Here is a 20,237-nt window from a genome sequence, read left to right on the forward strand (position 1 = left end):
CCACCTCCGGCGAGGTCCGGCTGACCGACGCCCAGCGGGCGCGCGCCGAAGGTCGCTCGCCGGTCATCGAGCCGGGCATGCAGCCGGCCGCGCTGACCGCCGTGCTCGGCGTCCTGCTCGCCGGCGGCGCCGCGCTCGGCCCGTTCGGGCTGCTGCTGCCGCTGGTCCTGCTCCAGGCGGTCACCGCGGCCGGCTGGTTCCGGCTGAACGGCATGTGGCCGGCCCGCCAGGGCATCGCGCTCGCCTTCGCCGGCGGCGTCACCGCCGACACCGCGCTGCTGGCCACCGGCCGGGAGCACGCCCCGGTGGCGATCATCGGCACGCTCGGGGTGTGGGTGCTGCTGGTGCTGGTGCTGCAACTGCGCAGCCACGCCGGGTCCGACGAGCGGCAGTACGGCCTGATGGCCACGGTCGCCTCGTCCGCGCTGGCCGTGCTGGCGGCGGGCCATCTGGCCGCCGCCCAGGACGCCGTGGTCATCGGGGCGCTGGCCGTCGCGGCCGCCGTGCCGGTGCGCGCGCTGCCGCTGCCCGGCCCGGTCTCCTTGGCGGGCGGGCTGCTCGCGGCGGCCGGCGCAGGTGCGGCCGGGGGCCTGCTGACCGGCGTGCAGCCGCTGCCGGCGGCGCTGCTCGGGGCGGGTGCCGGAGTCTGCGCCCTGATCGGCCACCGGGTGGCGAGCTACGACTACCCGTCCCGGTTCGTCCACATGACCGCCGGCGTGGCCCTGCCGCTGGCGGCCTCCGCGCCCGCGGTGTACCTGCTGGGGCGGGCTCTGGTCTAGACAGCACCCGGGCCTGATCAGGCAAGGTACGGGCAGAGGTCCGGGCACGGTCCGGTCGATACCGGGCAGGGGAACCGGACAACCCCGTCGGACGTCGGTCATGACGTGCCGGCGGGGGTCGGCGATGAACAGGGTGGGGAACCGAACGATGCGTGCACTGCGAATACTTCTGATCACGGCCGTGATCCTGGGCGGTCTGTTCGTGGCGGCGGACCGCCTCGCGGTGAACTACGCCGAGGGCGAGGTGGCCGACCGGATCAAGGCGAGCCGGGGGCTGTCGTCCACTCCGGAGGTCTCCATCGAGGGCTTCCCGTTCCTGACCCAGGTGGCCGGCCGCGAGCTGGACCAGGTCGACATCGCCCTGACCGGGGCGGAGGCCTCGGCGGGCGGGCGGTCGGTCCGGATCACCGAGATGGACGCCTCGCTGCGGGACGTGCGGATCGAGGGCAACTTCGACCGGGCGATCGCCGCCACCGCCACCGGCACGGCCCGGATCAGCTACGGCGACCTCGGCGCGGCCTCGCAGGAGGACGTCACCCTGGCCTACGGCGACAACGGCAAGGTGAAGCTGACCGGCTCGATCGAGGTGCCGGTGCTCGGCAAGGTCAGCGAGAGCGTGCTGTCCACGGTCAGCGTGGTGGACGGCGACACCCTGCGGGTGCGCGCGGACAAGGTGCCGGGCGACGCGATACCGGGCGTGGAGGAGAAGATCCGCGAGCGCACCGACTTCGACCGCACCATCAGCGGGCTGCCCGAGGGCCTGGTGCTACAGAAGGCCGAGGCGACCACCGACGGCCTGAAGATCACCCTGACCGGCAAGGACGTCTCCCTGGCCGGCTGACCGGCCGGTGCGGCCGATGCGGCCGACCGACCTGGGCTGATCAACCGACGCGGCTGACCCGGCCGAACGGCTGTCACCACATGGTGAGACGGAGCCGTCCGTTCCGCAGGCGAAACGCCTCGCCAGCGGCGGGCGGTGCGCTCCGGGTCACCGTCCCTCCTCTCCGCATCCCGCGATACGGACATTTCCGTCTCACCATCCGACACGCCGGTGACACGGCCGCCTGTCCGTCCCTACGATCGGTCGCATGAAGCAGCGACAGGCGGACCTCACGAAGCGGCGGGCAGTAGACCTGTGCCGCGTCGCCGCCATGCTCTGTCGCCCCGCCTGAGCGGGAGCCGAGACCTCCCGCATCCCGGGGCCCCGCGTCCGGACGCTTCCGGCACCGGTCCGGACCCCGGATCCCCGGACCCGGCCGCGCCGCACCGCGCGCAGACGGTCCCCGCACCCCGTGACCGGCGCTGACCCGGACACGAAGAGGCGCGAAGGCGACGACCGCGACAAGGTGGGCACGCCGCGTCATCCGCGCCGCCCCGGCACACGGCACGACAGCCGGACCCCGCAGCACCGCACCACCCGCCGACCACTGCCCCGGAGGAGAACAGCATGAGCCGCAGCGACGTCCTGGTAGACGCCGACTGGGTCGAGGCCCACATCGACGACCCGAAGGTCGTCATCGTCGAGGTCGACGAGGACACCTCGGCGTACGACAAGAACCACATCAGGAACGCCGTCCGGATCGACTGGAAGCAGGACCTCCAGGACCCGGTCCGCCGTGACTTCGTGGACCAGGAGGGCTTCGAGAAGCTCCTGTCCGCCAAGGGCATCGGCAACGACGACACGGTCGTCCTCTACGGCGGCAACAACAACTGGTTCGCGTCCTACGCCTACTGGTACTTCAAGCTCTACGGCCACGACAGCGTCAAGCTGCTCGACGGCGGCCGCAAGAAGTGGGAGCTGGACTCCCGCGACCTGGTCGACGGCTCCCAGGTCCCGGACCGCGCCGCCACCCAGTACAAGGCCCAGGCCCAGGACACCTCGATCCGCGCCTTCCGCGACGACGTGGTCTCCGCGATCGGCGCGAAGAACCTGGTCGACGTGCGCTCGCCCGACGAGTTCAGCGGCAAGCTGCTCGCCCCGGCGCACCTCCCGCAGGAGCAGTCGCAGCGCCCCGGCCACGTGCCCAGCGCCCGCAACATCCCGTGGTCCAAGAACGCCAACGACGACGGCACCTTCAAGTCGGACGACGAGCTGAAGGCGCTCTACGCCGACGAGCAGGTCGACCTGGCCAAGGACACCATCGCCTACTGCCGCATCGGTGAGCGCTCGGCCCTGACCTGGTTCGTCCTGCACGAGCTGCTCGGCCAGGAGAACGTCAAGAACTACGACGGCTCGTGGACCGAGTACGGCTCGCTGGTCGGCGTGCCGATCGAGCTGGGCCCCGCCAAGTAGGCGGCCCCGACCCCTCCCCTCCCCTCGTCTTACCTAGGAGTACCCCTCATGTGTGGAGCACAGGCCGGCGGCCCCGACGCCTCGACGATCAAGCCCGGTGAGACCACCATCCAGGGCCAGGTGACCCGCGACGGCGAGCCCGTCACCGGTTACGTCCGGCTGCTGGACTCGACCGGAGAGTTCACCGCCGAGGTCCCGACCTCCGCGACCGGGCAGTTCCGGTTCTACGCGGCCGAGGGCACCTGGACCGTCCGGGCCCTGGTGCCCGGCGGCACGGCCGACCGCACGGTCGTCGCCCAGCAGGGCGGACTCGCCGAGGTCGCCATCGCGGTCTGAGCACCGCACGAAAGCGGGGCTGGGCACCGTACGAGACGGGGCTGAGCACCGCCGCATACCGGCCGAAGGGCCGTGCCTCCTGGGGGGTTGGACGCTTACCGGGAACGAGGCGCGGCCCTTCGGTCCGCCCGGGGACCGCCCGCGTGCCGGTTCCCTGCCGCATGTCGGCGGCGGCTCCTACCCTGGAGATATGTACGCACGGCGTCGGCATCTCTACTTCGGGATGATGGCCCTCTGCCTGGTCCTCTTCGTCGGGGCCTGGGCCGTCGTCCGGCTCTGGTCCATCCCGGCGGCCATCGCGATGTGCGTGGTCGCCATGGTCATCCCGCCGGTCGCCGCCATGGTGGCCAACCGGCGGGGCCCCGAGGACCGCTGGTGGGACGAACACCCCAGCGGGGACCCGAAATCGGACGAGTGGTGGGATGAGCTGGACGGCCGCCGCCGCCCCCGCTCGTAGCCGCGGCCCCGCCCCGCCTCCGCCGGACAGCGGCCTCAGTACACGAGCGCCTGGGCGCCGTCGGCCATCGCCTCGCTGACGAAGACCTGCGCCCCGGCGATCCGCACTCCTTCCAGCACGTCCTTCTCGGTGATCTCGCGCCGGGCCGCGCACTGGGTGCACAGGGTGATCAGGCCGGCCGCCTGGATGGACTCGATCAGGTCCGGCAGCGGCGCGGCGTGCGGCAGCGCGAACTCCGCCGCCCGCCCCGGCAGCGCGAACCAGGACGACTCGCCGGTCAGCCAGAGCGACACCTCCACCCCGCTGGCCGCGGCCACCGCCGCCACCGTGAACGCCTGCGAGCACCGCTCGGGGGCGTCGGCCCCGGCGGTCACCTTGATCACGAGCTTCTTCGCCATACCCGGCACTGTACGGCGGGACGCGGCCGCGTCCGCACCTCGCGGGGAGCGGACGCGGGCCACCCATTAGGCTGGGAGGCGGTCCGCGTCCGTCCACCGCTCATCGAGGAGCACCCGTGCTTGAGGCCTTCTTCTCCGCCCTGCTGGTCCTGGTCTGCGTCGGCGTGCTCGCCTTCGTCGTCCTGACCGTGAAGAAGCTGTACCAGGGCCAGCGCTGAGCACGTCGCTCCGGCAGCACCCGCCGACCAGCACACCGCTGACCGTCACCGCCCCGCACGCCCCGAGAGACCGGCAGAGCAGCTCATGATCGAGATCCCGTCCGACCTCAACCCGGACCTCGTCCCCCTCGCGTTCCTCCTCGGCACCTGGGAGGGCGCGGGCGTCTCGGACTTCCCCGGCGCCGAGAAGTGCAACTTCGGCCAGTCCGCCACCTTCAGCCACGACGGCCGGGACTTCATCGAGTACGTCTCGCACACCTGGGTCCTGGACTCCGAGGGAAACAAGGTGCGCCCGCTGGAGACCGAGAGCGGCTTCTGGCGGGTGGACAAGGACCGCAAGGTCGAAGTCGTCATGGTGCGCGACTCCGGCGTCGTCGAGGTCTGGTACGGCGAGCTGGCCGACCAGAAGCCGCAGATCGACCTGGTGACGGACGCGGTCGCGCGGACCGCCGCCTCCGGGCCGTACAGCGGCGGCAAGCGCCTCTACGGCTATGTGAAGGGCGACCTGATGTGGGTCGGCGAGAAGGCCACCCCGGAGGTCCCGCTGCGCCCGTACATGTCCGCGCAGCTCAAGAAGGTCGTCAGCCCGGAGCAGGTCGAGGCGTGGGCCAAGGACCTCGGCGACCTCCCGGACGACGGGATCGCCTTCTTCAGGTAATCGCCTTCCTCACGTAGGCGAGAGGCAGACGCGCCGCCACGGGGCGGGCGCTCGGTCGGACCGGCGGACCGCCGCGGGGCGGGAGCATGCCGGGGCCGGGCGGCCCGCCCTCCGTACACTGGTCCCGTGGTGAGCACCGACTGGAAAAGCGATCTGCGGCAGCGCGGCTACCGGCTGACTCCCCAGCGCCAGCTCGTCCTGGAGGCCGTGGACGTGCTGGGCCACGCGACGCCCGACGACATCCTCACCGAGGTGCGCAGGACCGCCTCCGGTGTGAACATCTCCACCGTCTACCGGACCCTGGAGCTGCTGGAACAACTGGGCCTGGTCAGCCACGCCCATCTCGGCCACGGCGCGCCGACGTACCACCTCGCCGACCGGCACCACCACCTGCACCTGGTGTGCCGGGACTGCACCGAGGTGATCGAGGCGGACGTGTCGGTGGCGACCGAGTTCACCGAGAAGCTGCGCGAGACCTTCGGCTTCGACACCGACCTCAAGCACTTCGCCATCTTCGGCCGCTGCGGCGACTGCACCGCCAAGGCCGCCGGGACCGACGCCGACGCGACTGATGCCGTCGGGACCGACGCCGACGCGACCGATGCCGCCGGGACTGACTCCGCCGGGACTGACTCCGCCGCGACCGATGCCGTCGGGGCGGACCCGGCTCCGGACCGGAGCGCCTCCCCGGACCGGCCGGACGGGTCGTAGGCTGATCGCATGCTGCGACAGTCACCGACCAGCCCCCTGCTCTCCCTGCCCGGAGCCGTGCCCGCCGAAGGCGCGGACGAGGGCGTCGCCGCGCACTACGGCGACCTGTTCCGCGAGCAGCGCGCGCTGGCCGACGGCCGGGGACTGGTCGACCTGAGCCACCGGGGCGTCGTCACCGTCACCGGCGACGACCGGCTCTCCTGGCTGCACCTGCTGCTCACCCAGCACGTCAGCGACCTGCCGCCCGGCCAGGCCACCGAGGCGCTGGTGCTCTCCGCCAACGGGCACATCGAGCACGCGCTGTACCTGGTGGACGACGGGACGACGGTGTGGGCGCATGTCGAGCCGGGCACCCAGGAGGCGCTGATCGCCTACCTGGAGTCGATGAAGTTCTTCTACCGGGTGGAGGTCGCCGACCGCACCGGCGACACCGCCGTCGTGCACCTGCCGGCCGGCTCCATCGCCGCCGTCCCCGAGGGCGCGGTGGTGCGCGAGACGCCGCACGGCCGGGACGTGTTCCTGCCGCGCGCCGAGCTGGAACCGTTCGCGCGCGAGCACGGCCCGATGGCCGGGATCTGGGCGTACGAGGCGCTGCGGGTCGAGTCGCACCGGCCCCGGCTCGGCTTCGAGACCGACCACCGGACCATCCCGCACGAGCTGGGCTGGCTGGGCAGCGCGGTGCATCTTCAGAAGGGCTGCTACCGGGGCCAGGAGACGGTCGCCCGGGTGCACAACCTGGGCCGCCCGCCGCGCCGGCTGGTCTTCCTGCACTTGGACGGCAGCGAGGTCCACCTGCCCGGGCACGGCACGGCGCTGAAGCTGGCCTCGGACGGCGAGGAGGGCCGCCAGCTCGGCTTCGTCACCAGCTCGGCCCGCCACCACGAGCTGGGCCCCATCGCGCTGGCCCTGGTCAAGCGGAACGTCCCGGTGGACGCCCCGCTGCTGGCGGGCACCACGGCCGCCGCCCAGGAGACGGTCGTCGAGCCGTAAGGCGAGCCGCACGTACGTGCGCGGAAGGGCGTACGGGCACGTGCGTACGCGCGCAAGGACGTACGGGCGAGGGCGTACGCGGAAGGGCGGGCGTGCGGTCGGCTCAGACCTCCACGAGGACCGTGAACGGGCCGTGGTTGGTGAGCGACAGCCGCATGTCCGCGCCGAACCGGCCGGTCGCCACCGTGGCCCCCTGCTCGCGCAGCCGGGCGACGACCTCGTCCACCAGCGGCTCGGCGACCGGGCCGGGCGCTGCGGCGTTCCAGGTGGGGCGTCGGCCTTTGCGGGCGTCGCCGTACAGCGTGAACTGCGAGACGACGAGCAGCGGGGCGTCCACGTCGGAGCAGGACTTCTCGTCGTCCAGGACGCGCAGCGACCACAGTTTCCGGGCGAGCTGCGCCGCCTTCGCCGGGGTGTCGTCGTGGGTGACCCCGACCAGGACGCACAGCCCCTCGCCGGTGATCTCGCCGACCGTCTCGCCCGCCACGACGACGCTCGCGCCGTCCACCCTCTGCACCACCGCACGCATGCCCCCAACCTAACCCGCGCCCCCGGCCGGTCCCGGCGGCGGCCCCCGATGGCGTACCGGCCCCGTACGGCCCGTACCGGCCTCATACCGGCGCGATCCGTACGCGTCCGAACGGGTGCACGCGCCTGCGACGGCGGCGGCACACCTGGCACCATGCCTCTCAGGCGGTGCCCGACGCACCGGTCGAGGGGACGGAATCACATGAGCACTTCGGGCGCCGGGCAGCCGCCCCATCCCGTACCGACGGACTGCGGCGGTGGCGGACGGGCCGGATCGGGCGACCGCCCGCCCGCCCAGCGCACCGGCGTCGGGGACGGTCCGCGCGACGGCGAGCACGCCGGCGGCCGCGACAGGCTGCCGGCCGCCGCGCAGCCGCCGCACGACCTGGGCGCGCTGCGGTTGCCGGAGCTGCGGGCGCTGCGCCGCGACTCGGGGGCCGACGAGGCCGATCTGAGCTACGTACGCCGGCTGCTCCAGGGCCGGATCGACATCCTGCGGGCCGAGCTGGCGCGGCGCGGCGGGGCGCAGCCGCCGGTGGTGGACCGGCTGTCGGAGATCCTGGCCGACGGCCCGTCGCGGCACCGCAGCTCGGCCCGGCACGTGACGCTTTCCACCCCGCGCGGCGAGGAGTACCGGCGGTTCGCCGCCGAGGTGCTGGCGGAGGTGGCGCTCTCCGACCTGGCCGCCCGGACGGACGAGGAGCTGCACGCGGCGATGGGGCGGCTGGCCCGCTACGAGGAGCGGGTCTCCCGGCGGCGGCAGTCCCTCCAGCGGACGGCGGACGGTTGCAGTGCCGAGATCGCCCGCAGGTACCGTGAGGGCGAAGCACAAGTCGACGACCTGCTGCGCTGAGGCAGCGGCGGCGGGTACGTCCCTGAGCCCCCTGGAAGGCCGGCCGTCCCATGACCCCCTCCGCCACCGCCGTCGCCACCCCGGCCGTCGTCCCGCCCGTCCTCGCCGAGGTCGTCCGCTCCGGTTTCACCGAGGGCCACCACCGGGGGGCGCTGGTCCTGCTGGCCGCCGACGGCAGCGTGCAGCGGGCTGTCGGAGACCCGGCCGCGCCCGTCTACCCGCGCTCCTCGAACAAGCCGATGCAGGCGGCCGCGCTGCTGCGGGCCGGGCTTGAGCTGTCCGGCGAGCGGCTGGCGCTGGCGGCGGCCAGCCACTCCGGGGAAACGTTTCACCTTGAGCTGGTGCGCACCATGCTGGCCGAGCACGGGCTCACCGAGGAGGACCTCCAGACGCCGCCCGACCTGCCGCTGGACCCGGTGGAGGCCGAGGCGTACCTGGCCGCCGGGCACCGCCGGGCGCGGCTGACCATGAACTGCTCGGGCAAGCACACCGCGATGCTGGCCGCCTGCGCGCTCAACGGCTGGGACCCGACCTCCTACCTGGACCCGGCCCATCCGCTGCAACGCCTGGTGCACGACGAGGTGGAGGCCGCGTCCGGCGAGCCGGTGGCGTCGGTCGGCACGGACGGCTGCGGGGCGCCGCTGATGGCGATCAGCCTGCTGGGCCTGGCCCGCGCGTTCCGCTCGTACGTGCTGGCGGAGCCCGGCACCCCGCAGCGCCGGGTGGCCGACGCGATGCGCGCGCACCCCGAGTACGTGGCGGGCACCCGCCGCCCGGACACCTGGCTGATGCGGGCCGTGCCGGGCGCGCTGTCGAAGATGGGCGCGGAGGCGGTGCAGGCGGTGGCGCTGCCGGACGGCCGGGCGCTCGCCTTCAAGATCGACGACGGCGCCGGCCGGGCGCTCGGCCCGGTGCTGGCCCGCGCCCTGGAGCTGCTGGGCGTGCACGACCCGGTGCTCGCCCGCATCGCCGAGGCCCCGCTGCTGGGCGGCGGTCGCCCGGTGGGCGAGGTCCGCGCGGCGTTCTGAGCCGCGGCGTTCCGAGACGCCGGGCGGACGGGGTCGCGGCGTTCTGAGTCGCCGGACGGACAGGGTGACAGGGTCGCGGCGTTCTGAGTCGCCGGCGGGCTCGCCGTCGGGCGGTCGGGGGCGGGGGCGCGGCCCCCGGGCGCGGAGCCTGCGGCCCGGCAAATGGTGTGCGCCGGGGGGCGGGCGCCGCCTAGCCTGCGCGCATGACGTCCGCCGCGCACGCCCCCGGGACAGCCACCGCCGGGAGGGGCACTCCCGGGAGGGGCACTCTCGACATACGCACCCTCACCGACTCCGACCTCGCCGACTGGCTGCGCGCCCTGCACGTCGGCTTCCTGCTCAGCCCCGCCGTGAGCGAGGAGGAGCTGGCGAACCGCCGGGCGGTCGTCGACCCGGCCCGCACCAGGGGGGCGTTCGACGGCGGGCGCTGTGTCGCCACCTTCCGGTCGTTCGCGCAGGACGTCTCGGTGCCCGGCGGCGGCCGCGTCACCTCCAGCGCGGTCACCAACGTCACCGTCTCGCCGACGCACCGGCGGCGCGGGCTGCTGAGCCGGATGATGGTCGAGGAGCTGGCCGAGGCCCGCGAACGCGGGGACGTGCTGTCGTCCCTGACCGCCGCGGAGTACCCGATCTACGGGCGGTACGGTTTCGGCCCCGCCGCCTGGACCGCCGTGTGGACGCTCGACGTGCGCCGCGCCGGCCTGGACCCCCGCTGGTCGGGCCCGGACGACGGCGGCCGGATCGACCTGGTCACGCCGCAGGACGTCCGCAAGCTGGGCCCCGAGCTGTTCGAGCGGACCCGCACCGTGCGGCACGGCATGGTCAGCCGGTCCCCGTCCTGGTGGGACGCGGCGACCGGCGCGGCGCCGCCCGACCCCGTCCACCCCTGGACCGAGCCGTTCTTCGCGGTGTACCGCTCGGCCGCCGGCGAGGTGGACGGTCTGCTCGCCTACACCGCCGACGACCGGTGGGACGACGCCAAGCAGCCGGTCAACACGGCGACCGTGCGCGACCTGATCGCCGCCACCCCGGCCGCCGAGCGCGCGCTGTGGCGCTTCCTCTGCTCGGTCGACTGGGTCACCCTGGTCAGGACCGGGCTCCGGGCCCCCGACGACCTGCTGCCGCTGCTGCTGCCCGACCCGCGCGCCGCCAGGATCACCACCCAGGCGGACCTGCTCTGGCTGCGGGTGCTGGACGTCGCGGCGGCCCTGGAGGCGCGGAGCTACGCCGGTGAGGGCGCGCTCGTCCTCCAGGTGCACGACGACTCCGGGCTGTCCGGCGGCCGTTTCGTGCTGGAGACCTCCGCGCGGGGCGCGAGCTGCGCCCCGACCACCGCGAGCGCCGACCTCACCCTGGACGTGCGTGAGTTGGGGGCGCTCTACCTGGGCGACGAGTCGGCGGTGCGGCTGGCCGCGCTCGGCCGGGTCGAGGAGACCGCCCCCGGCGCGGCCGCCCGCGCCGACGCCCTGCTGCGCACCGCGCGCCGCCCCTGGTGCCAGGACGTGTTCTGACGCCGGGGACCGCTCACCACATCACGGGCAGCCGCTCCGGGATACGCTTCATGAACCCCGTACGCCACACCAGTTGCTCGATCGGCACGGCGAGGTCCAGGCCCGGGGCCCGCTCCAGCAGCGCCTCCAGCGCGATCTCGGCGTGCCGGCGGCCCAGCGCGGTGGCCGGGCAGTAGTGCCGGCCGCCGCCGAAGGAGAGGTGGTCGGCGCTGTTGTCCCGGGTGAGGTCGACCGCGTACGGGTCGTCGAACACCGCCGGGTCGAAGTTGGCCCCCTCGACCAGGACCAGCGCCAACTCGCCCTTCCTGACCAGTACGTCGCCGAGCAGCACGTCCTCGGTGGCCAGCCGCGGCAGCCCGTCGCCGATGGAGAGGTTGATCCGCAGCAGCTCGTGCACGGCCGCCGGTATCAGGGACGGGTCGTCCAGCAGCTCGGCCTTCAACTCCGGGTGCTGGATCAGCGAGACCAGCGCCATGGTCAGGAAGCCGGCGGTGGAGATCACCCCCGCGCCGAACATGGTGACGCCGACCGTCGCCAGCATCTCGTCCGTCAGGTGCCCGTACTCCGGGTCCCCGCGCAGCGCGGCCAGCTCGGCCATCAGCCCGGTGGTCGCCGGGTCGTCCAGCTTCCCGGTCATGTAGGAGATGTCCCGGTCCCAGTTGAGCCGGGCCCCGGTGACCGGGCAGGCCGCGTTCATGAACGCGATGTCCAGGCTGCGCATCAGCCGGGGCGCGTCGGCGTACGGGATGCCGAGGATGTGGCAGTGCATGGCGGCCGAGTAGGGGTCGGCGAACTGCCCGCGCAGGTCGGCCGGGGCGCCCTCCGCCATGAAGCGGTCGACCAGCTCGGCGGCGTGCCCGCGCATCCAGTCGACCAGGCCCGGGGCCTTCGGGTTGAGCGCCTTGAGCACCGCCTTGCGCAGCCCGGCGCCGGTGATGTTGCCCATGTTGTTGACCACCTCGGGCGGGATGGTCAGCGCGTACTGCCGCGGCACGCCGGGCGCGGAGGTGTCCTTCAGGCTGAAGCGCGGGTCCTCCAGCACCTGCTTGCACAGGGCGTACGAGGAGACCAGCCACGCCTCGTCGCCGGCGATGGTGCGCACCCGTCTGACCGGCTCCTCGGCGCGCAGCCGCGCCACCTCCGGCGGGATGCGGTCGCCGCGCCAGGAGAACGGGAAGGGCAGCAGGTCCGGGCCCGCCGTGCCCGCGGGCGGGGCGTCGACCGTGCCGACGGTGTCAACGGACATCGAGGTCTCCTTGCGGGGTGGCGGCCGGGGTGACGATGGCGTGTCCCTGGTTGCGCGAGGCGCGCAGCCCGGACCCGCGGGCGTACAGCAGCTCGGCCATCGGCAGCAGTTGGTGGTAGCAGTTGAGTGAGGACGGCACGCCGAGGATGGCGGGGGTGTCCAGGAAGAGCGGCGCCTCGGCGCACACGTAGCGCAGGCACACCTCCCGCTGCCGTGCGGTGGCGGTCGCGCCGCCCAGCACCTTGGAGGAGAGGTAGGCGTCGATGAGCGCGTCGCAGGTGGCGCGGAACTCGGCGTCCACCTCCAGGCGGCGGTGCAGCGCGTCGTGGATCTCGCGGTACGCCGGGTTGTCGGCGAACGCGGACATGGGGTGCGCCCGCACCCGCGTCCCGGCCGGGTCGACGGCCTGGACGGCGTTGGTCACCTTGGCGCGAACCCCGCGCAGGTTCTTGACGGCCTTGCGGCGGGCGTCGTCGGCCGGGTAGCCGGACGCCTCGTACATTTCGGCCACGTACCGGTCGGTGTACACGAAGTCGACCCGGTCGAAGTGCTCGGTGCTCCACCGTGCCAGGTCGTGGACGCGCGCCGCGGAGAAGTAGCTGTTGCCGGGGGATATCCCGATCACCGCGTGGGCGCCCTCCGCGCAGATCACCTGGCAGTGGGAGGTGTAGGGCTGAAGGGTGAAAAGACCGGCCGCCGTGGACTGCGGACTGAAGGGCCGGGCTTCGAAGACGGTCTCAGTCGTCAACTGGAAAGCGTCCTTCGCACGTCGCTAGTCCCGGAAGAGCCTCGTGCTCCTGGTGTGGCGACGACGCCGTGAAGTTAGCTTCCGGCCACGGAGAGTGTCAATCAATGTATGCACAGTGAAAACATCGCCTGGTGTCGGCCAACGTTGTCAGAGCCGACGAGCCTTCACGCGCCGTTCGCACGAATTCAGTTGGGGCGAAACGACGAAGAAATCAAGCCAGCCGGGCGGACGCGGGCGAGGGGCGCGCGGGCACAGAAAAAGGCGGGGAGCGCATCCGCTCTCCTCGCCACTCTCAACCTATAGCGCACCCGGGGCCTTGCCGCAAGACCCCGTCACTCGCGCACAATGACCGGCCCGAAGCCCGAGAAGAGTGAAACGGCGGACCTCTGTGACGACTGACACCGACTTCGACACCGGCACCGACACCGACTTCGACACCGACGTGCTCGTGGTGGGCGGCGGACCGACCGGCCTCATGCTGGCCGCCGAGCTGAAGCTGGCCGGGGTGGGCGTGGTGGTGCTGGAGCGGCTGACCGCGCCGACCGGGCAGTCCCGCGGCCAGGGCCTGCACGCGCGCAGCGTGGAGATCATGGACATGCGCGGGCTGCTGGACCGGTTCCGCGCGGTCAGCAAGGAGTTCGCGGTCGGCGGCCTGTTCGGCGGCATCGTCAAGCCGTGGCCGGCGACGCTGGACACCGCGCACCCCTACGGCCTGGCCACTCCGCAGCCGGTGACCGAGAAGCTGCTGGAGGAGCGGGCCCGTGAGCTGGGCGTCGAGCTGCGGCGCGGCTGCGAGGTGACCGGGCTGAGCCAGGACGAGGACGGGGTGAGCGTCGAGACCGCGGACGGCGCCCGGCTGCGCGCCCGGTACGCCGTGGGTTGCGACGGCGGCCGCAGCGCCGTGCGCGCACTGCTCGGCGTCGGCTTTCCCGGCGAGCCCGCCGCGGTCGAGACGCTGCTCGGCGAGATGGCGGCGACCGAGGACCCGGAGGTGATCGCCGCCGTGGTGGCGGAGGTCCACAAGACCCAGTTGCGGTTCGGCCTGATGCCCATCGGCGAGGGCGTGTACCGGGTCGTCACGCCGGCCGACGGCGTGGCCGAGGACCGGGCCGCCGCGCCGGTGCTGGAGGACTTCCGCAAGCAGTTGCGGGCGGTCGCCGGCACCGACTTCGGTGTGCACTCGCCGCGCTGGCTCTCCCGGTTCGGCGACGCCACCCGGCAGGCCGAGCGCTACCGGACGGGCCGGGTGTTCCTGGCCGGCGACGCCGCGCACATCCATCCGCCGACCGGCGGCCAGGGCCTCAACCTCGGGGTGCAGGACGCCTTCAACCTCGGCTGGAAGCTGGCCGCCGCGGTCAACGGGTGGGCGCCGGACGGACTCCTGGACACCTACCACGCCGAACGGCACCCGGTCGGCGCCCGCGTGCTGGCCAACACCCGGGCCCAGATGACCCTGCTCGGCGCCGAGTCCGGCCCGACCGCCCTGCGCGAACTGCTCGCCACCCTGATGGACTTCGAGGAGGTCAACCGGTACGTCACCGGGCTCATCACGGCGGTCGACGTCCGCTACGACCTCGGCGAGGGCCACGCACTGCTCGGCCTGCGGATGCGCGACCTGAAGCTGAAGCAGGGCCGCCTGTACGAGCTGACGCGCGGCGCCCGCGGCCTGCTGCTCGACCGCACCGGCGCGCTGCCCCCCACCGGTTGGGAGGACCGTGTCGACCACGTCGTCGACCCCCTCGACCCCGCCGAGGACCTGGACGCGCCCGCCCTCCTCCTCCGCCCCGACGGCCATGTCGCCTGGGCCGGCGACGACCCCGCCGCCCTGCGTACCGCCCTGACCACCTGGTTCGGCGCCGCCGCCGGCTGAGGGCGAGCGCCGGCCCGGGCGCGTAGCCTTTTGCAAGCGGTTGCTTGCAAAAGTTAGCGAACGGGTGCACCATCGGAAGCATGGCATCGCTCAGCGTCGGCAACCTCGGTGACTACCTGCGCGAGCAGCGCCGCAGCGCGCAGCTCTCGCTGCGGCAGTTGGCCGACGCCGCCGGGGTGTCCAACCCGTACCTGAGCCAGATCGAGCGCGGGCTGCGCAAGCCGAGCGCGGAGGTCCTCCAGCAGGTCGCCAAGGCGCTGCGGATCTCCGCGGAGACGCTGTACGTACGGGCCGGAATCCTGGACGAGCGGGAGCGCGAGGATCTGGAGACGCGCGCCGTCATCCTCGCCGACCCGTCGATCAACGAGCGGCAGAAGCAGGTGCTGCTCCAGATCTACGACTCCTTCCGCAAGGAGAACGACGCCGACGCGCCCCCGAGGCCCGACGCCGCCGGCACCCCGGCCGACCCTGCCGACCCGGCCGGTGGCTGACCGAGCCTGACCGACTCTCCCGAACCCGCGAAGATCCGGAGGATCACGACCGTGGCCATCATCGAGGAACTGCGTACCCCCTTCTACTTCGCCGCCGGCACGGCGGACCTCGCCTTCCAGCAGGCGCGCAAGGTGCCCGGACTGATCGAGCAGATCGCCGCCGAGGCGCCGGCCCGGATCGACGCGGTGCGCCGGACCGACCCCAAGGAGGTGCAGCAGCGGGTCAGCACCCAGGCCAAGGAGGCCCAGGCGGGCGTGCAGGCCCGGGTCACCGAGGCGTTCGGCTCGATCGACACCGACTTCAAGAAGCTCGGCGAGAACGCCCAGGGCCTGGCCCTGCGCAGCCTGGGCATGGCGGCCGAGTACGCGGTCAAGGCCCGGGAAGCCTACGAGCGCGTGGCCGAGCACGGCGAGCAGGCGGTGCGCACCTGGCGCGGCGAGGCCGCCGACGAGCTGACCGAGATCGCCGTCGTGGTCGAGCCGGAGCCGGCTCCCAGGAAGCCGGAGCCGGCCGCCCCGGCGTCGGAGCCGGTGACCCCGCCGGCCGCCGCCGCCCCTGCGGCCCCGGCCCCCAAGCGGAGCGCCGCGAAGAAGACCCCGGCGGCGCGCAAGACGACGGTGAAGAAGCCGGCCGGCTCCGAGGAGTGAGCGGGGTCCGGGCGTGCCCGCCGCCTGCCGGGCGGCGGGCACGTTCGGCGGCGGCGCGGCGTTGTACGAGTACCTTGGCCGCGAGGGGATCCGACGACTGACTAGGCGGTGCTCACATGTTGCTCGAGGGCTTCGGCACGTTCATCTCGCTGCTGTATCTCGCCATGACCCTGCTGGCCGTGGCCGCCTTCCTCCTCGCGGCGACGGCCCGCGAGGACGCCTATCGGGCGGCCGGCAAGCAGACCAAGACCCTCTGGCTGATCCTGCTCGGTGTCACCGTCGCGGTGAACCTGCTGATCCCGATGCTGTTCCTGCAAATCGCCGGACTGGTCGCGTCGATCGTCTTCATGGTCGACGTACGGCCCGCGCTCCGGCAGGTCACCGGGGGCAAGCGCGGCGGCCGGCGGGGCGGCTCCAGCAGCGACGGGCCCTACGGCCCGTACAACGGCGGCCGGTGACCGCCGCCACGCCTCTCCGGTCCGGGCCGTCCGCCACGAGCGGGCGGCCCGGACCGCTCCGCAGGCCCCGGCGGCCCCCGGTCGTCCCGGCGGTCGGCGGTCCCGGCGGCCGACGGTCCAGTGGTCGACGGCGCCGGCTTCCGCCTGGTGGCTGCGGCTAGAGCGGCCGGTCCGCGCGGGCCCGCCGATCGCGGCGCGCTTCGCCGCCCCCGCGGCTTTCCCGGCCCCGGCGCCCTTCGCCGTCCCGGCGACTTTCACGATCCCGGCGGCTCTCAGCGCCCCGCCGGCTGTCCTGGTCGCGGGAGAGCAGCAGGACGGCGACGTCGTCGGTCAGCTCGCCTCCGTTGAGCCGGCGCACCTCCGCCACCGCTGACTCCAGCAGGTCCTCGCCGCCCAGACCCGCGTCGATCTGGCGGGAGACCATCGCGACCATGCCCTCCTGGCCCAGCCGCGGCGAACCCGGCCCGGCCGTGCGGCCCTCGATCAGCCCGTCGGTGTACATCATCAGACTCCAGGAGCCGCCCAGCTCCACCTGCTTGCGCGGCCAGCGGGCCCGGGGCAGCACCCCGAGCGCCGGGCCGGAGTCCTCGTACGGCAGCAGCCCGGTCGTCGTCCCGCGCCGGGCGATCAGCGGCGAGGGGTGCCCGGCCAGGCACAGCCCGGCGCGCCGCCCGTCGGGGGCGATGTCCACGGTGCACAGGGTCGCGAAGATCTCCTCGCTCTCCCGCTCGTGCTCCAGCACCTGCTGGAGGGTGGAGAGCAGCTCGTCCCCGCACAGCCCCGCGAAGGTCAGCGCCCGCCAGGCGATGCGCAGCTCCACGCCGAGCGCGGCCTCGTCCGGGCCGTGCCCGCAGACGTCGCCGATCATCGCGTGCACGGTCCCGTCCGGGGTGCGCACGGTGTCGTAGAAGTCGCCGCCGAGCAGCGCCCGGGACCTGCCCGGCCGGTAGCGGGCGGCGAACCGCAGGTCGGAGCCCTGAAGCAGCGGCGTGGGCAGCAGCCCGCGCTCCAGCCGGGCGTTCTCCTGGGCCCGCAGCCGCGACTCGGCCAGTTTGACCTGCACCGAGTCGGCCCGCTTGCGCTCGACCGCGTACCGGATCGCCCGGCTGAGCAGCGGCCCGTCCAGCTCCTCGCGCAGCAGGTGGTCCTGCGCCCCGGTGCGTACCGCCTCGGCGGCCAGCTCCGCGTCCCCGGCGGAGGCCAGGGCCAGCACCGCGTGCCGGGGGGCGAGCCGCAGCACATGCCGCAGGGCGGCCAGCTTGTCGCCGTCCACCGCGCCGGGCGGCGCGGACGACGGCAGCGCGAGGTCGACGAGCACGCAGTGCACGTCGTCGGTGAGCAGCCGCTCGGCCTCGGTGAGGTTGCGGGCGGTGCGGATACGGACCCGGTTGCCGGAGGCGTCGGTCAGCTCCGGTGCGGTGAGGGTGCCCGCCGGGTCGTCCTCGATCACCAGCAGGGTGAGGTCGGCGCCGCCGCCTGCGTGCTCCGCGCCGGCGGCGCGGTCCGACGGGTCCACTCTCTGCCGCGGTACGGGTACGGGCATGGCTCGGTTTCCTTCCCTCCCCCCGAGGGCGCGGCGGCGCGTCGGACGACACACCGCCGACGGGACCATAGCGGTACGCGGCGGTCCGACGGAATGGCGATCAAGCACCGGCCTTCGGCATATGCCGCGCAGTGGGAGGTAGTTGGCGCGGCCGGATGACGAACATCACGCGCCCGCTGTCGAACCGGTCACATAGTGGGACGCGTCCGCGCGCGTGCCCGCACCCCGAAGGGCCTCCGAGGCCCTCCGAACCCCCGGCCGCCGGCTACCGGCCGCCCGTGGCCGCGTCCGGGCGGACGACGCCCAGGATGCGCATGGAGCCCGCACCGGCGATCGTCACGTCCCGCCCGGGCCGGGGGGCGTGCACGATCTGGCCGCCGCCGATGTACATCCCGACATGGCTGGCGTCGTCGTGGTAGATGATCAGGTCGCCGGGGCGTATGTCGGCCATGCCGATCCTCGGGAGCAGCCGCCACTGCTCCTGGGAGGTGCGCGGTATCACCGTGCCGGCCGCCGCCCAGGCCTGCGAGGTGAGCCCCGAGCAGTCGTAGGAGTCCGGGCCCTCCGCGCCCCATACATACGGCTTGCCGATCTGGGCCGTGGCGAACGCCACCGCCTTGCCGCCCGCGGTGCCGGTGTCCGCGCCGGCCCCGGCGCCCTGGCCCGGGCCCTTCAACGCCCCCGGGTCCTTCAGCGCACCGGAGCCGAGCCACTCCTGCTGCGCCCGGGCCGCCTCCTGCCGCTCCAGCTCGCGCAGCCGATCCCGCTCGTCGGCCTCCAGCTTCGACTCCAGCTGCTCGGCGGCCTTGATCTTCCCCTCTATCTCCTTCTTCCGCTCCGCCTGCCGGGCCCGGGCGCTCTCCAGCTTCGTCCAGTGCGCACTGGCGTCCCGGGTGTACTGCTCCAGGTCGCCCTGCTTCTGCTTCAGCTCGGTCAGCAGGTCCCGGGTCGCCTTCTGGCCCTGGCGCAGCCGGCCGACGCCGCTGAGGAAGAGGTCCGGGTCGTCGGTGAGCACCAGCCGGGCCTGGTCCGGCATCCCGCCGTCGCGGTACTGCGCGCGGGCCGCCGCACCGGCGCGCCGCTGGAGGTCGTCGATGCGCAACTGCCCGTCCACGATGGCCCGGGAGAGGCGCACGATCTCGGTGGACTGCTTCTCCGCCTGCCCCTCCGCGAGGTTGTAGGCGTCGGTGGCGGAGGCGGCCTGCCGGTACAGCTCGTCCATCTCCTTGCGCACCTCCTCCAGACTCCGGCCGTCACCCGACGGGGTGGTGGACGGCGCGGGCGAAGGCGGCGCCGGGCGCAGGGGAGAGGGCGCCGAGGGGGCTATGGGCGCGGCGTGGGCCGCCTGGACCGGAAGCGCGAGCACGGCCAGCGCGCAGACGACGGTGAGCGCCGCGGCCGCGCCGCGCCGCCGTCCCATGCCGTCCTGCCGGTCAACGCCAAGGCGTCGGTCCACGACGTCCCCCTCCTGCCACGGCCGCTGCCACGGTCTGATTAACCGCCAGTAACTTACGCGGCTGACGAGATCGTGCCACGGGCCCCGGCAAATCGACACCCCTGTGGACGACCGCGCGAGACTCCCCACTCCCGGACGGCCGCGAGGATCGTACGACACCCCCGTGCCCGTACGATCCCCGGTCTTTGAGCGGCCTGACCAGCCGTCACTCAACAGCGGCAGCAGCAGCGGTAGCGGCAGCGGCAGCCGTCGCCGGTGCCGGCGCCACCCCCGCGCCCGGCGTGACCGGCTTCGCCTCCGCGCTCGGTGCGACGGGCTTCGCCTCCGCGCCGGGCGCGACCGGCACCGCCTCCGCGCTCGGAGGGACCGGCTTCGCCTCCGCCGGGAGGCCGCGCATCAGCAGCCAGTAGCCGGCGGCGGCCAGGGTGCCCAGCGCGGCGCAGCCCGCCCACAGCCAGTCGGCGCCGTGGCCGTCGATCACCCAGCCGGAGGCGGTCGGGGCGACCAGCGCCGCCACCGACCAGGACATGGTGTAGACCCCCTGGTAGCGGCCCCGGCCGCGCACCGGGGAGAGCCGGACGACCAGGCCCGACTGGACGGGGGCGTTGACGATCTCGGCCAGCGTCCACACGCACACGGTCAGCGCGTACACCGCCACCGATCCGGCGAACGCGGTGAGCCCGAAGCCGTACCCGGCCAGCAGCGCGGAGACGACCAGCAGCCGGCGCGGGTCGCGGTGCTCCAGCCACCGGGTCACCGGGATCTGGAGCACGACGATCAGCACGCCGTTGACCGCGAGGGCCAGCCCGAAGTCCGCCGCGCTGAAACCGGCGGCGCCCATCGCGACCGGCAGCGCCACGTACGCCTGCTGGAAGATCAGCGAGATCAGGAAGGACAGGCCGACCACGCCCATGAACCGCTGGTCGCGCAGCACGTCCGCCAACCGCACGTCCGGCCCCGTCCGGGCCCCCTTCCCGACGACCGCCGCCCCCGGTGCCGCCGCCCCCGGTCCCGACG

General features: G+C 73.8%; 23 protein-coding genes. 16 read left to right on the forward strand and 7 right to left on the reverse strand.

Translation table 11 applies throughout. From position 1 onward, the window contains the following. The 6 genes from C6N75_RS21110 to C6N75_RS21130 all read left to right on the forward strand — a co-directional run. Positions 1-779, forward strand: a 779-nt coding sequence (locus tag C6N75_RS21110; RefSeq protein WP_105870481.1) for a hypothetical protein, incomplete at its 5' end; no start/stop codon positions are given. A gap of 148 nt (positions 780-927) precedes the next feature. Next, entirely contained in the window at positions 928-1,620 is a 693-nt protein-coding gene (locus C6N75_RS21115) for an LmeA family phospholipid-binding protein (RefSeq protein WP_105870482.1), read from the forward strand. Between the two features lie 247 nt (positions 1,621-1,867). After that, the gene (locus tag C6N75_RS32270) at positions 1,868-1,951 is read left to right on the forward strand and encodes a putative leader peptide (RefSeq protein ID WP_374684262.1); all 84 of its coding nucleotides are present in this window, start codon (positions 1,868-1,870) and stop codon (positions 1,949-1,951) included. Between the two features lie 275 nt (positions 1,952-2,226). Then, positions 2,227-3,072, forward strand: coding sequence for a sulfurtransferase (locus C6N75_RS21120; RefSeq protein WP_105870483.1), 846 nt, complete (start codon positions 2,227-2,229; stop codon positions 3,070-3,072). Positions 3,073-3,120: 48 nt separating this feature from the next. Further along, positions 3,121-3,408, forward strand: a complete 288-nt coding sequence (locus tag C6N75_RS21125; RefSeq protein WP_105870484.1) for a DUF1416 domain-containing protein — start codon at positions 3,121-3,123, stop codon at positions 3,406-3,408. A 190-nt stretch (positions 3,409-3,598) separates the two neighbouring features. Further along, positions 3,599-3,865, forward strand: a complete 267-nt coding sequence (locus tag C6N75_RS21130) for a DUF3099 domain-containing protein (RefSeq protein ID WP_105870485.1) — start codon at positions 3,599-3,601, stop codon at positions 3,863-3,865. Positions 3,866-3,900: 35 nt separating this feature from the next. On the opposite strand, the gene C6N75_RS21135 is transcribed toward C6N75_RS21130, so the two are convergent. After that, entirely contained in the window at positions 3,901-4,263 is a 363-nt protein-coding gene (locus C6N75_RS21135; RefSeq protein WP_105870486.1) for a DsrE family protein, read from the reverse strand. Positions 4,264-4,566: 303 nt separating this feature from the next. On the opposite strand from C6N75_RS21135, the gene C6N75_RS21145 reads away from it, so the two are divergent. From C6N75_RS21145 to ygfZ, 3 genes are all read left to right on the forward strand, one after another. Next, positions 4,567-5,139 carry an FABP family protein gene (locus C6N75_RS21145; RefSeq protein ID WP_105870488.1) on the forward strand — a complete coding sequence of 191 codons (573 nt, stop codon included), beginning with the start codon at positions 4,567-4,569 and terminating at the stop codon, positions 5,137-5,139. 126 nt (positions 5,140-5,265) lie between these two features. Then, positions 5,266-5,850: a Fur family transcriptional regulator gene (locus C6N75_RS21150; RefSeq protein ID WP_105870489.1), complete on the forward strand. Its 585-nt coding sequence runs from the start codon at positions 5,266-5,268 to the stop codon at positions 5,848-5,850. Positions 5,851-5,859: 9 nt separating this feature from the next. Further along, a complete protein-coding gene (gene ygfZ / locus C6N75_RS21155; protein ID WP_105870490.1) occupies positions 5,860-6,840 on the forward strand; it encodes a CAF17-like 4Fe-4S cluster assembly/insertion protein YgfZ in 981 nt (326 codons plus the stop codon). A 103-nt stretch (positions 6,841-6,943) separates the two neighbouring features. Here the strand turns inward: ygfZ and dtd are convergent, their stop codons facing one another. Beyond that, positions 6,944-7,369, reverse strand: a complete 426-nt coding sequence (dtd, locus tag C6N75_RS21160) for a D-aminoacyl-tRNA deacylase (RefSeq protein ID WP_105870491.1) — start codon at positions 7,367-7,369, stop codon at positions 6,944-6,946. 201 nt (positions 7,370-7,570) lie between these two features. Here dtd and C6N75_RS21165 point away from each other — a divergent pair, with 201 nt between their 5' ends. From C6N75_RS21165 to C6N75_RS21175, 3 genes are all read left to right on the forward strand, one after another. After that, the gene (locus tag C6N75_RS21165) at positions 7,571-8,221 is read left to right on the forward strand and encodes an RsiG family protein (RefSeq protein ID WP_105870492.1); all 651 of its coding nucleotides are present in this window, start codon (positions 7,571-7,573) and stop codon (positions 8,219-8,221) included. 50 nt (positions 8,222-8,271) lie between these two features. Further along, complete coding sequence (locus C6N75_RS21170; RefSeq protein ID WP_105870493.1) at positions 8,272-9,249, forward strand: asparaginase; 978 nt, start codon at positions 8,272-8,274, stop codon at positions 9,247-9,249. Between the two features lie 203 nt (positions 9,250-9,452). Next, positions 9,453-10,760, forward strand: coding sequence for a GNAT family N-acetyltransferase (locus C6N75_RS21175; RefSeq protein WP_105870494.1), 1,308 nt, complete (start codon positions 9,453-9,455; stop codon positions 10,758-10,760). A gap of 13 nt (positions 10,761-10,773) precedes the next feature. Here C6N75_RS21175 and C6N75_RS21180 read toward each other — a convergent pair whose 3' ends face one another. Both C6N75_RS21180 and C6N75_RS21185 read right to left on the reverse strand, forming a co-directional pair. After that, positions 10,774-12,006: a cytochrome P450 gene (locus C6N75_RS21180; protein ID WP_105870495.1), complete on the reverse strand. Its 1,233-nt coding sequence runs from the start codon at positions 12,004-12,006 to the stop codon at positions 10,774-10,776. Next, positions 11,996-12,754, reverse strand: a complete 759-nt coding sequence (locus C6N75_RS21185; protein WP_105870496.1) for a cyclodityrosine synthase — start codon at positions 12,752-12,754, stop codon at positions 11,996-11,998. The genes C6N75_RS21180 and C6N75_RS21185 overlap by 11 nt, the downstream gene beginning before the upstream one ends. Positions 12,755-13,142: 388 nt before the next feature. On the opposite strand from C6N75_RS21185, the gene C6N75_RS21190 reads away from it, so the two are divergent. The 4 genes from C6N75_RS21190 (at position 13,143) to C6N75_RS21205 (ending at position 16,221) form a co-directional block, all read left to right on the forward strand. After that, on the forward strand, positions 13,143-14,624 hold the full coding sequence (locus C6N75_RS21190; RefSeq protein ID WP_258177522.1) for an FAD-dependent monooxygenase: 1,482 nt from the start codon (positions 13,143-13,145) through the stop codon (positions 14,622-14,624). Between the two features lie 80 nt (positions 14,625-14,704). Next, positions 14,705-15,115, forward strand: a complete 411-nt coding sequence (locus C6N75_RS21195; RefSeq protein WP_105870497.1) for a helix-turn-helix domain-containing protein — start codon at positions 14,705-14,707, stop codon at positions 15,113-15,115. 51 nt (positions 15,116-15,166) lie between these two features. After that, entirely contained in the window at positions 15,167-15,763 is a 597-nt protein-coding gene (locus tag C6N75_RS21200) for a hypothetical protein (RefSeq protein ID WP_105870498.1), read from the forward strand. A gap of 116 nt (positions 15,764-15,879) precedes the next feature. Then, positions 15,880-16,221: a DUF2516 family protein gene (locus C6N75_RS21205; protein ID WP_105870499.1), complete on the forward strand. Its 342-nt coding sequence runs from the start codon at positions 15,880-15,882 to the stop codon at positions 16,219-16,221. A gap of 157 nt (positions 16,222-16,378) precedes the next feature. Here the strand turns inward: C6N75_RS21205 and C6N75_RS21210 are convergent, their stop codons facing one another. The 3 genes from C6N75_RS21210 to C6N75_RS21220 all read right to left on the reverse strand — a co-directional run. Next, entirely contained in the window at positions 16,379-17,764 is a 1,386-nt protein-coding gene (locus C6N75_RS21210; protein WP_105870500.1) for a PP2C family protein-serine/threonine phosphatase, read from the reverse strand. A 265-nt stretch (positions 17,765-18,029) separates the two neighbouring features. Then, positions 18,030-19,184 (reverse strand): C40 family peptidase, encoded by a 1,155-nt coding sequence (locus C6N75_RS21215; RefSeq protein WP_105870501.1) that lies wholly within the window; start codon positions 19,182-19,184, stop codon positions 18,030-18,032. 241 nt (positions 19,185-19,425) lie between these two features. Then, positions 19,426-20,237: MFS transporter (locus C6N75_RS21220; protein ID WP_146132627.1), on the reverse strand; the 812-nt coding region annotated here is incomplete at its 5' end.

Origin of the sequence: Streptomyces solincola (genome assembly GCF_002982015.1) — a bacterium.
GTDB lineage: Bacteria > Actinomycetota > Actinomycetes > Streptomycetales > Streptomycetaceae > Streptomyces > Streptomyces solincola.

What these genes read in the sequence shown, in the direction of transcription:
- C6N75_RS21210 (WP_105870500.1), bottom strand. Translation starts at nt 17,764, where the DNA reads ATGCCCGTACCCGTACCGCGGCAGAGAGTGGACCCGTCGGACCGCGCC.
- dtd (WP_105870491.1), bottom strand. Translation starts at nt 7,369, where the DNA reads ATGCGTGCGGTGGTGCAGAGGGTGGACGGCGCGAGCGTCGTCGTGGCG.
- ygfZ (WP_105870490.1), top strand. Translation starts at nt 5,860, where the DNA reads ATGCTGCGACAGTCACCGACCAGCCCCCTGCTCTCCCTGCCCGGAGCC.
- C6N75_RS21125 (WP_105870484.1), top strand. Translation starts at nt 3,121, where the DNA reads ATGTGTGGAGCACAGGCCGGCGGCCCCGACGCCTCGACGATCAAGCCC.
- C6N75_RS21135 (WP_105870486.1), bottom strand. Translation starts at nt 4,263, where the DNA reads ATGGCGAAGAAGCTCGTGATCAAGGTGACCGCCGGGGCCGACGCCCCC.
- C6N75_RS21180 (WP_105870495.1), bottom strand. Translation starts at nt 12,006, where the DNA reads ATGTCCGTTGACACCGTCGGCACGGTCGACGCCCCGCCCGCGGGCACG.
- C6N75_RS21115 (WP_105870482.1), top strand. Translation starts at nt 928, where the DNA reads ATGCGTGCACTGCGAATACTTCTGATCACGGCCGTGATCCTGGGCGGT.
- C6N75_RS21215 (WP_105870501.1), bottom strand. Translation starts at nt 19,184, where the DNA reads ATGGGACGGCGGCGCGGCGCGGCCGCGGCGCTCACCGTCGTCTGCGCG.
- C6N75_RS21170 (WP_105870493.1), top strand. Translation starts at nt 8,272, where the DNA reads ATGACCCCCTCCGCCACCGCCGTCGCCACCCCGGCCGTCGTCCCGCCC.
- C6N75_RS21195 (WP_105870497.1), top strand. Translation starts at nt 14,705, where the DNA reads ATGGCATCGCTCAGCGTCGGCAACCTCGGTGACTACCTGCGCGAGCAG.
- C6N75_RS21205 (WP_105870499.1), top strand. Translation starts at nt 15,880, where the DNA reads ATGTTGCTCGAGGGCTTCGGCACGTTCATCTCGCTGCTGTATCTCGCC.
- C6N75_RS32270 (WP_374684262.1), top strand. Translation starts at nt 1,868, where the DNA reads ATGAAGCAGCGACAGGCGGACCTCACGAAGCGGCGGGCAGTAGACCTG.
- C6N75_RS21130 (WP_105870485.1), top strand. Translation starts at nt 3,599, where the DNA reads ATGTACGCACGGCGTCGGCATCTCTACTTCGGGATGATGGCCCTCTGC.
- C6N75_RS21175 (WP_105870494.1), top strand. Translation starts at nt 9,453, where the DNA reads ATGACGTCCGCCGCGCACGCCCCCGGGACAGCCACCGCCGGGAGGGGC.
- C6N75_RS21120 (WP_105870483.1), top strand. Translation starts at nt 2,227, where the DNA reads ATGAGCCGCAGCGACGTCCTGGTAGACGCCGACTGGGTCGAGGCCCAC.
- C6N75_RS21165 (WP_105870492.1), top strand. Translation starts at nt 7,571, where the DNA reads ATGAGCACTTCGGGCGCCGGGCAGCCGCCCCATCCCGTACCGACGGAC.
- C6N75_RS21145 (WP_105870488.1), top strand. Translation starts at nt 4,567, where the DNA reads ATGATCGAGATCCCGTCCGACCTCAACCCGGACCTCGTCCCCCTCGCG.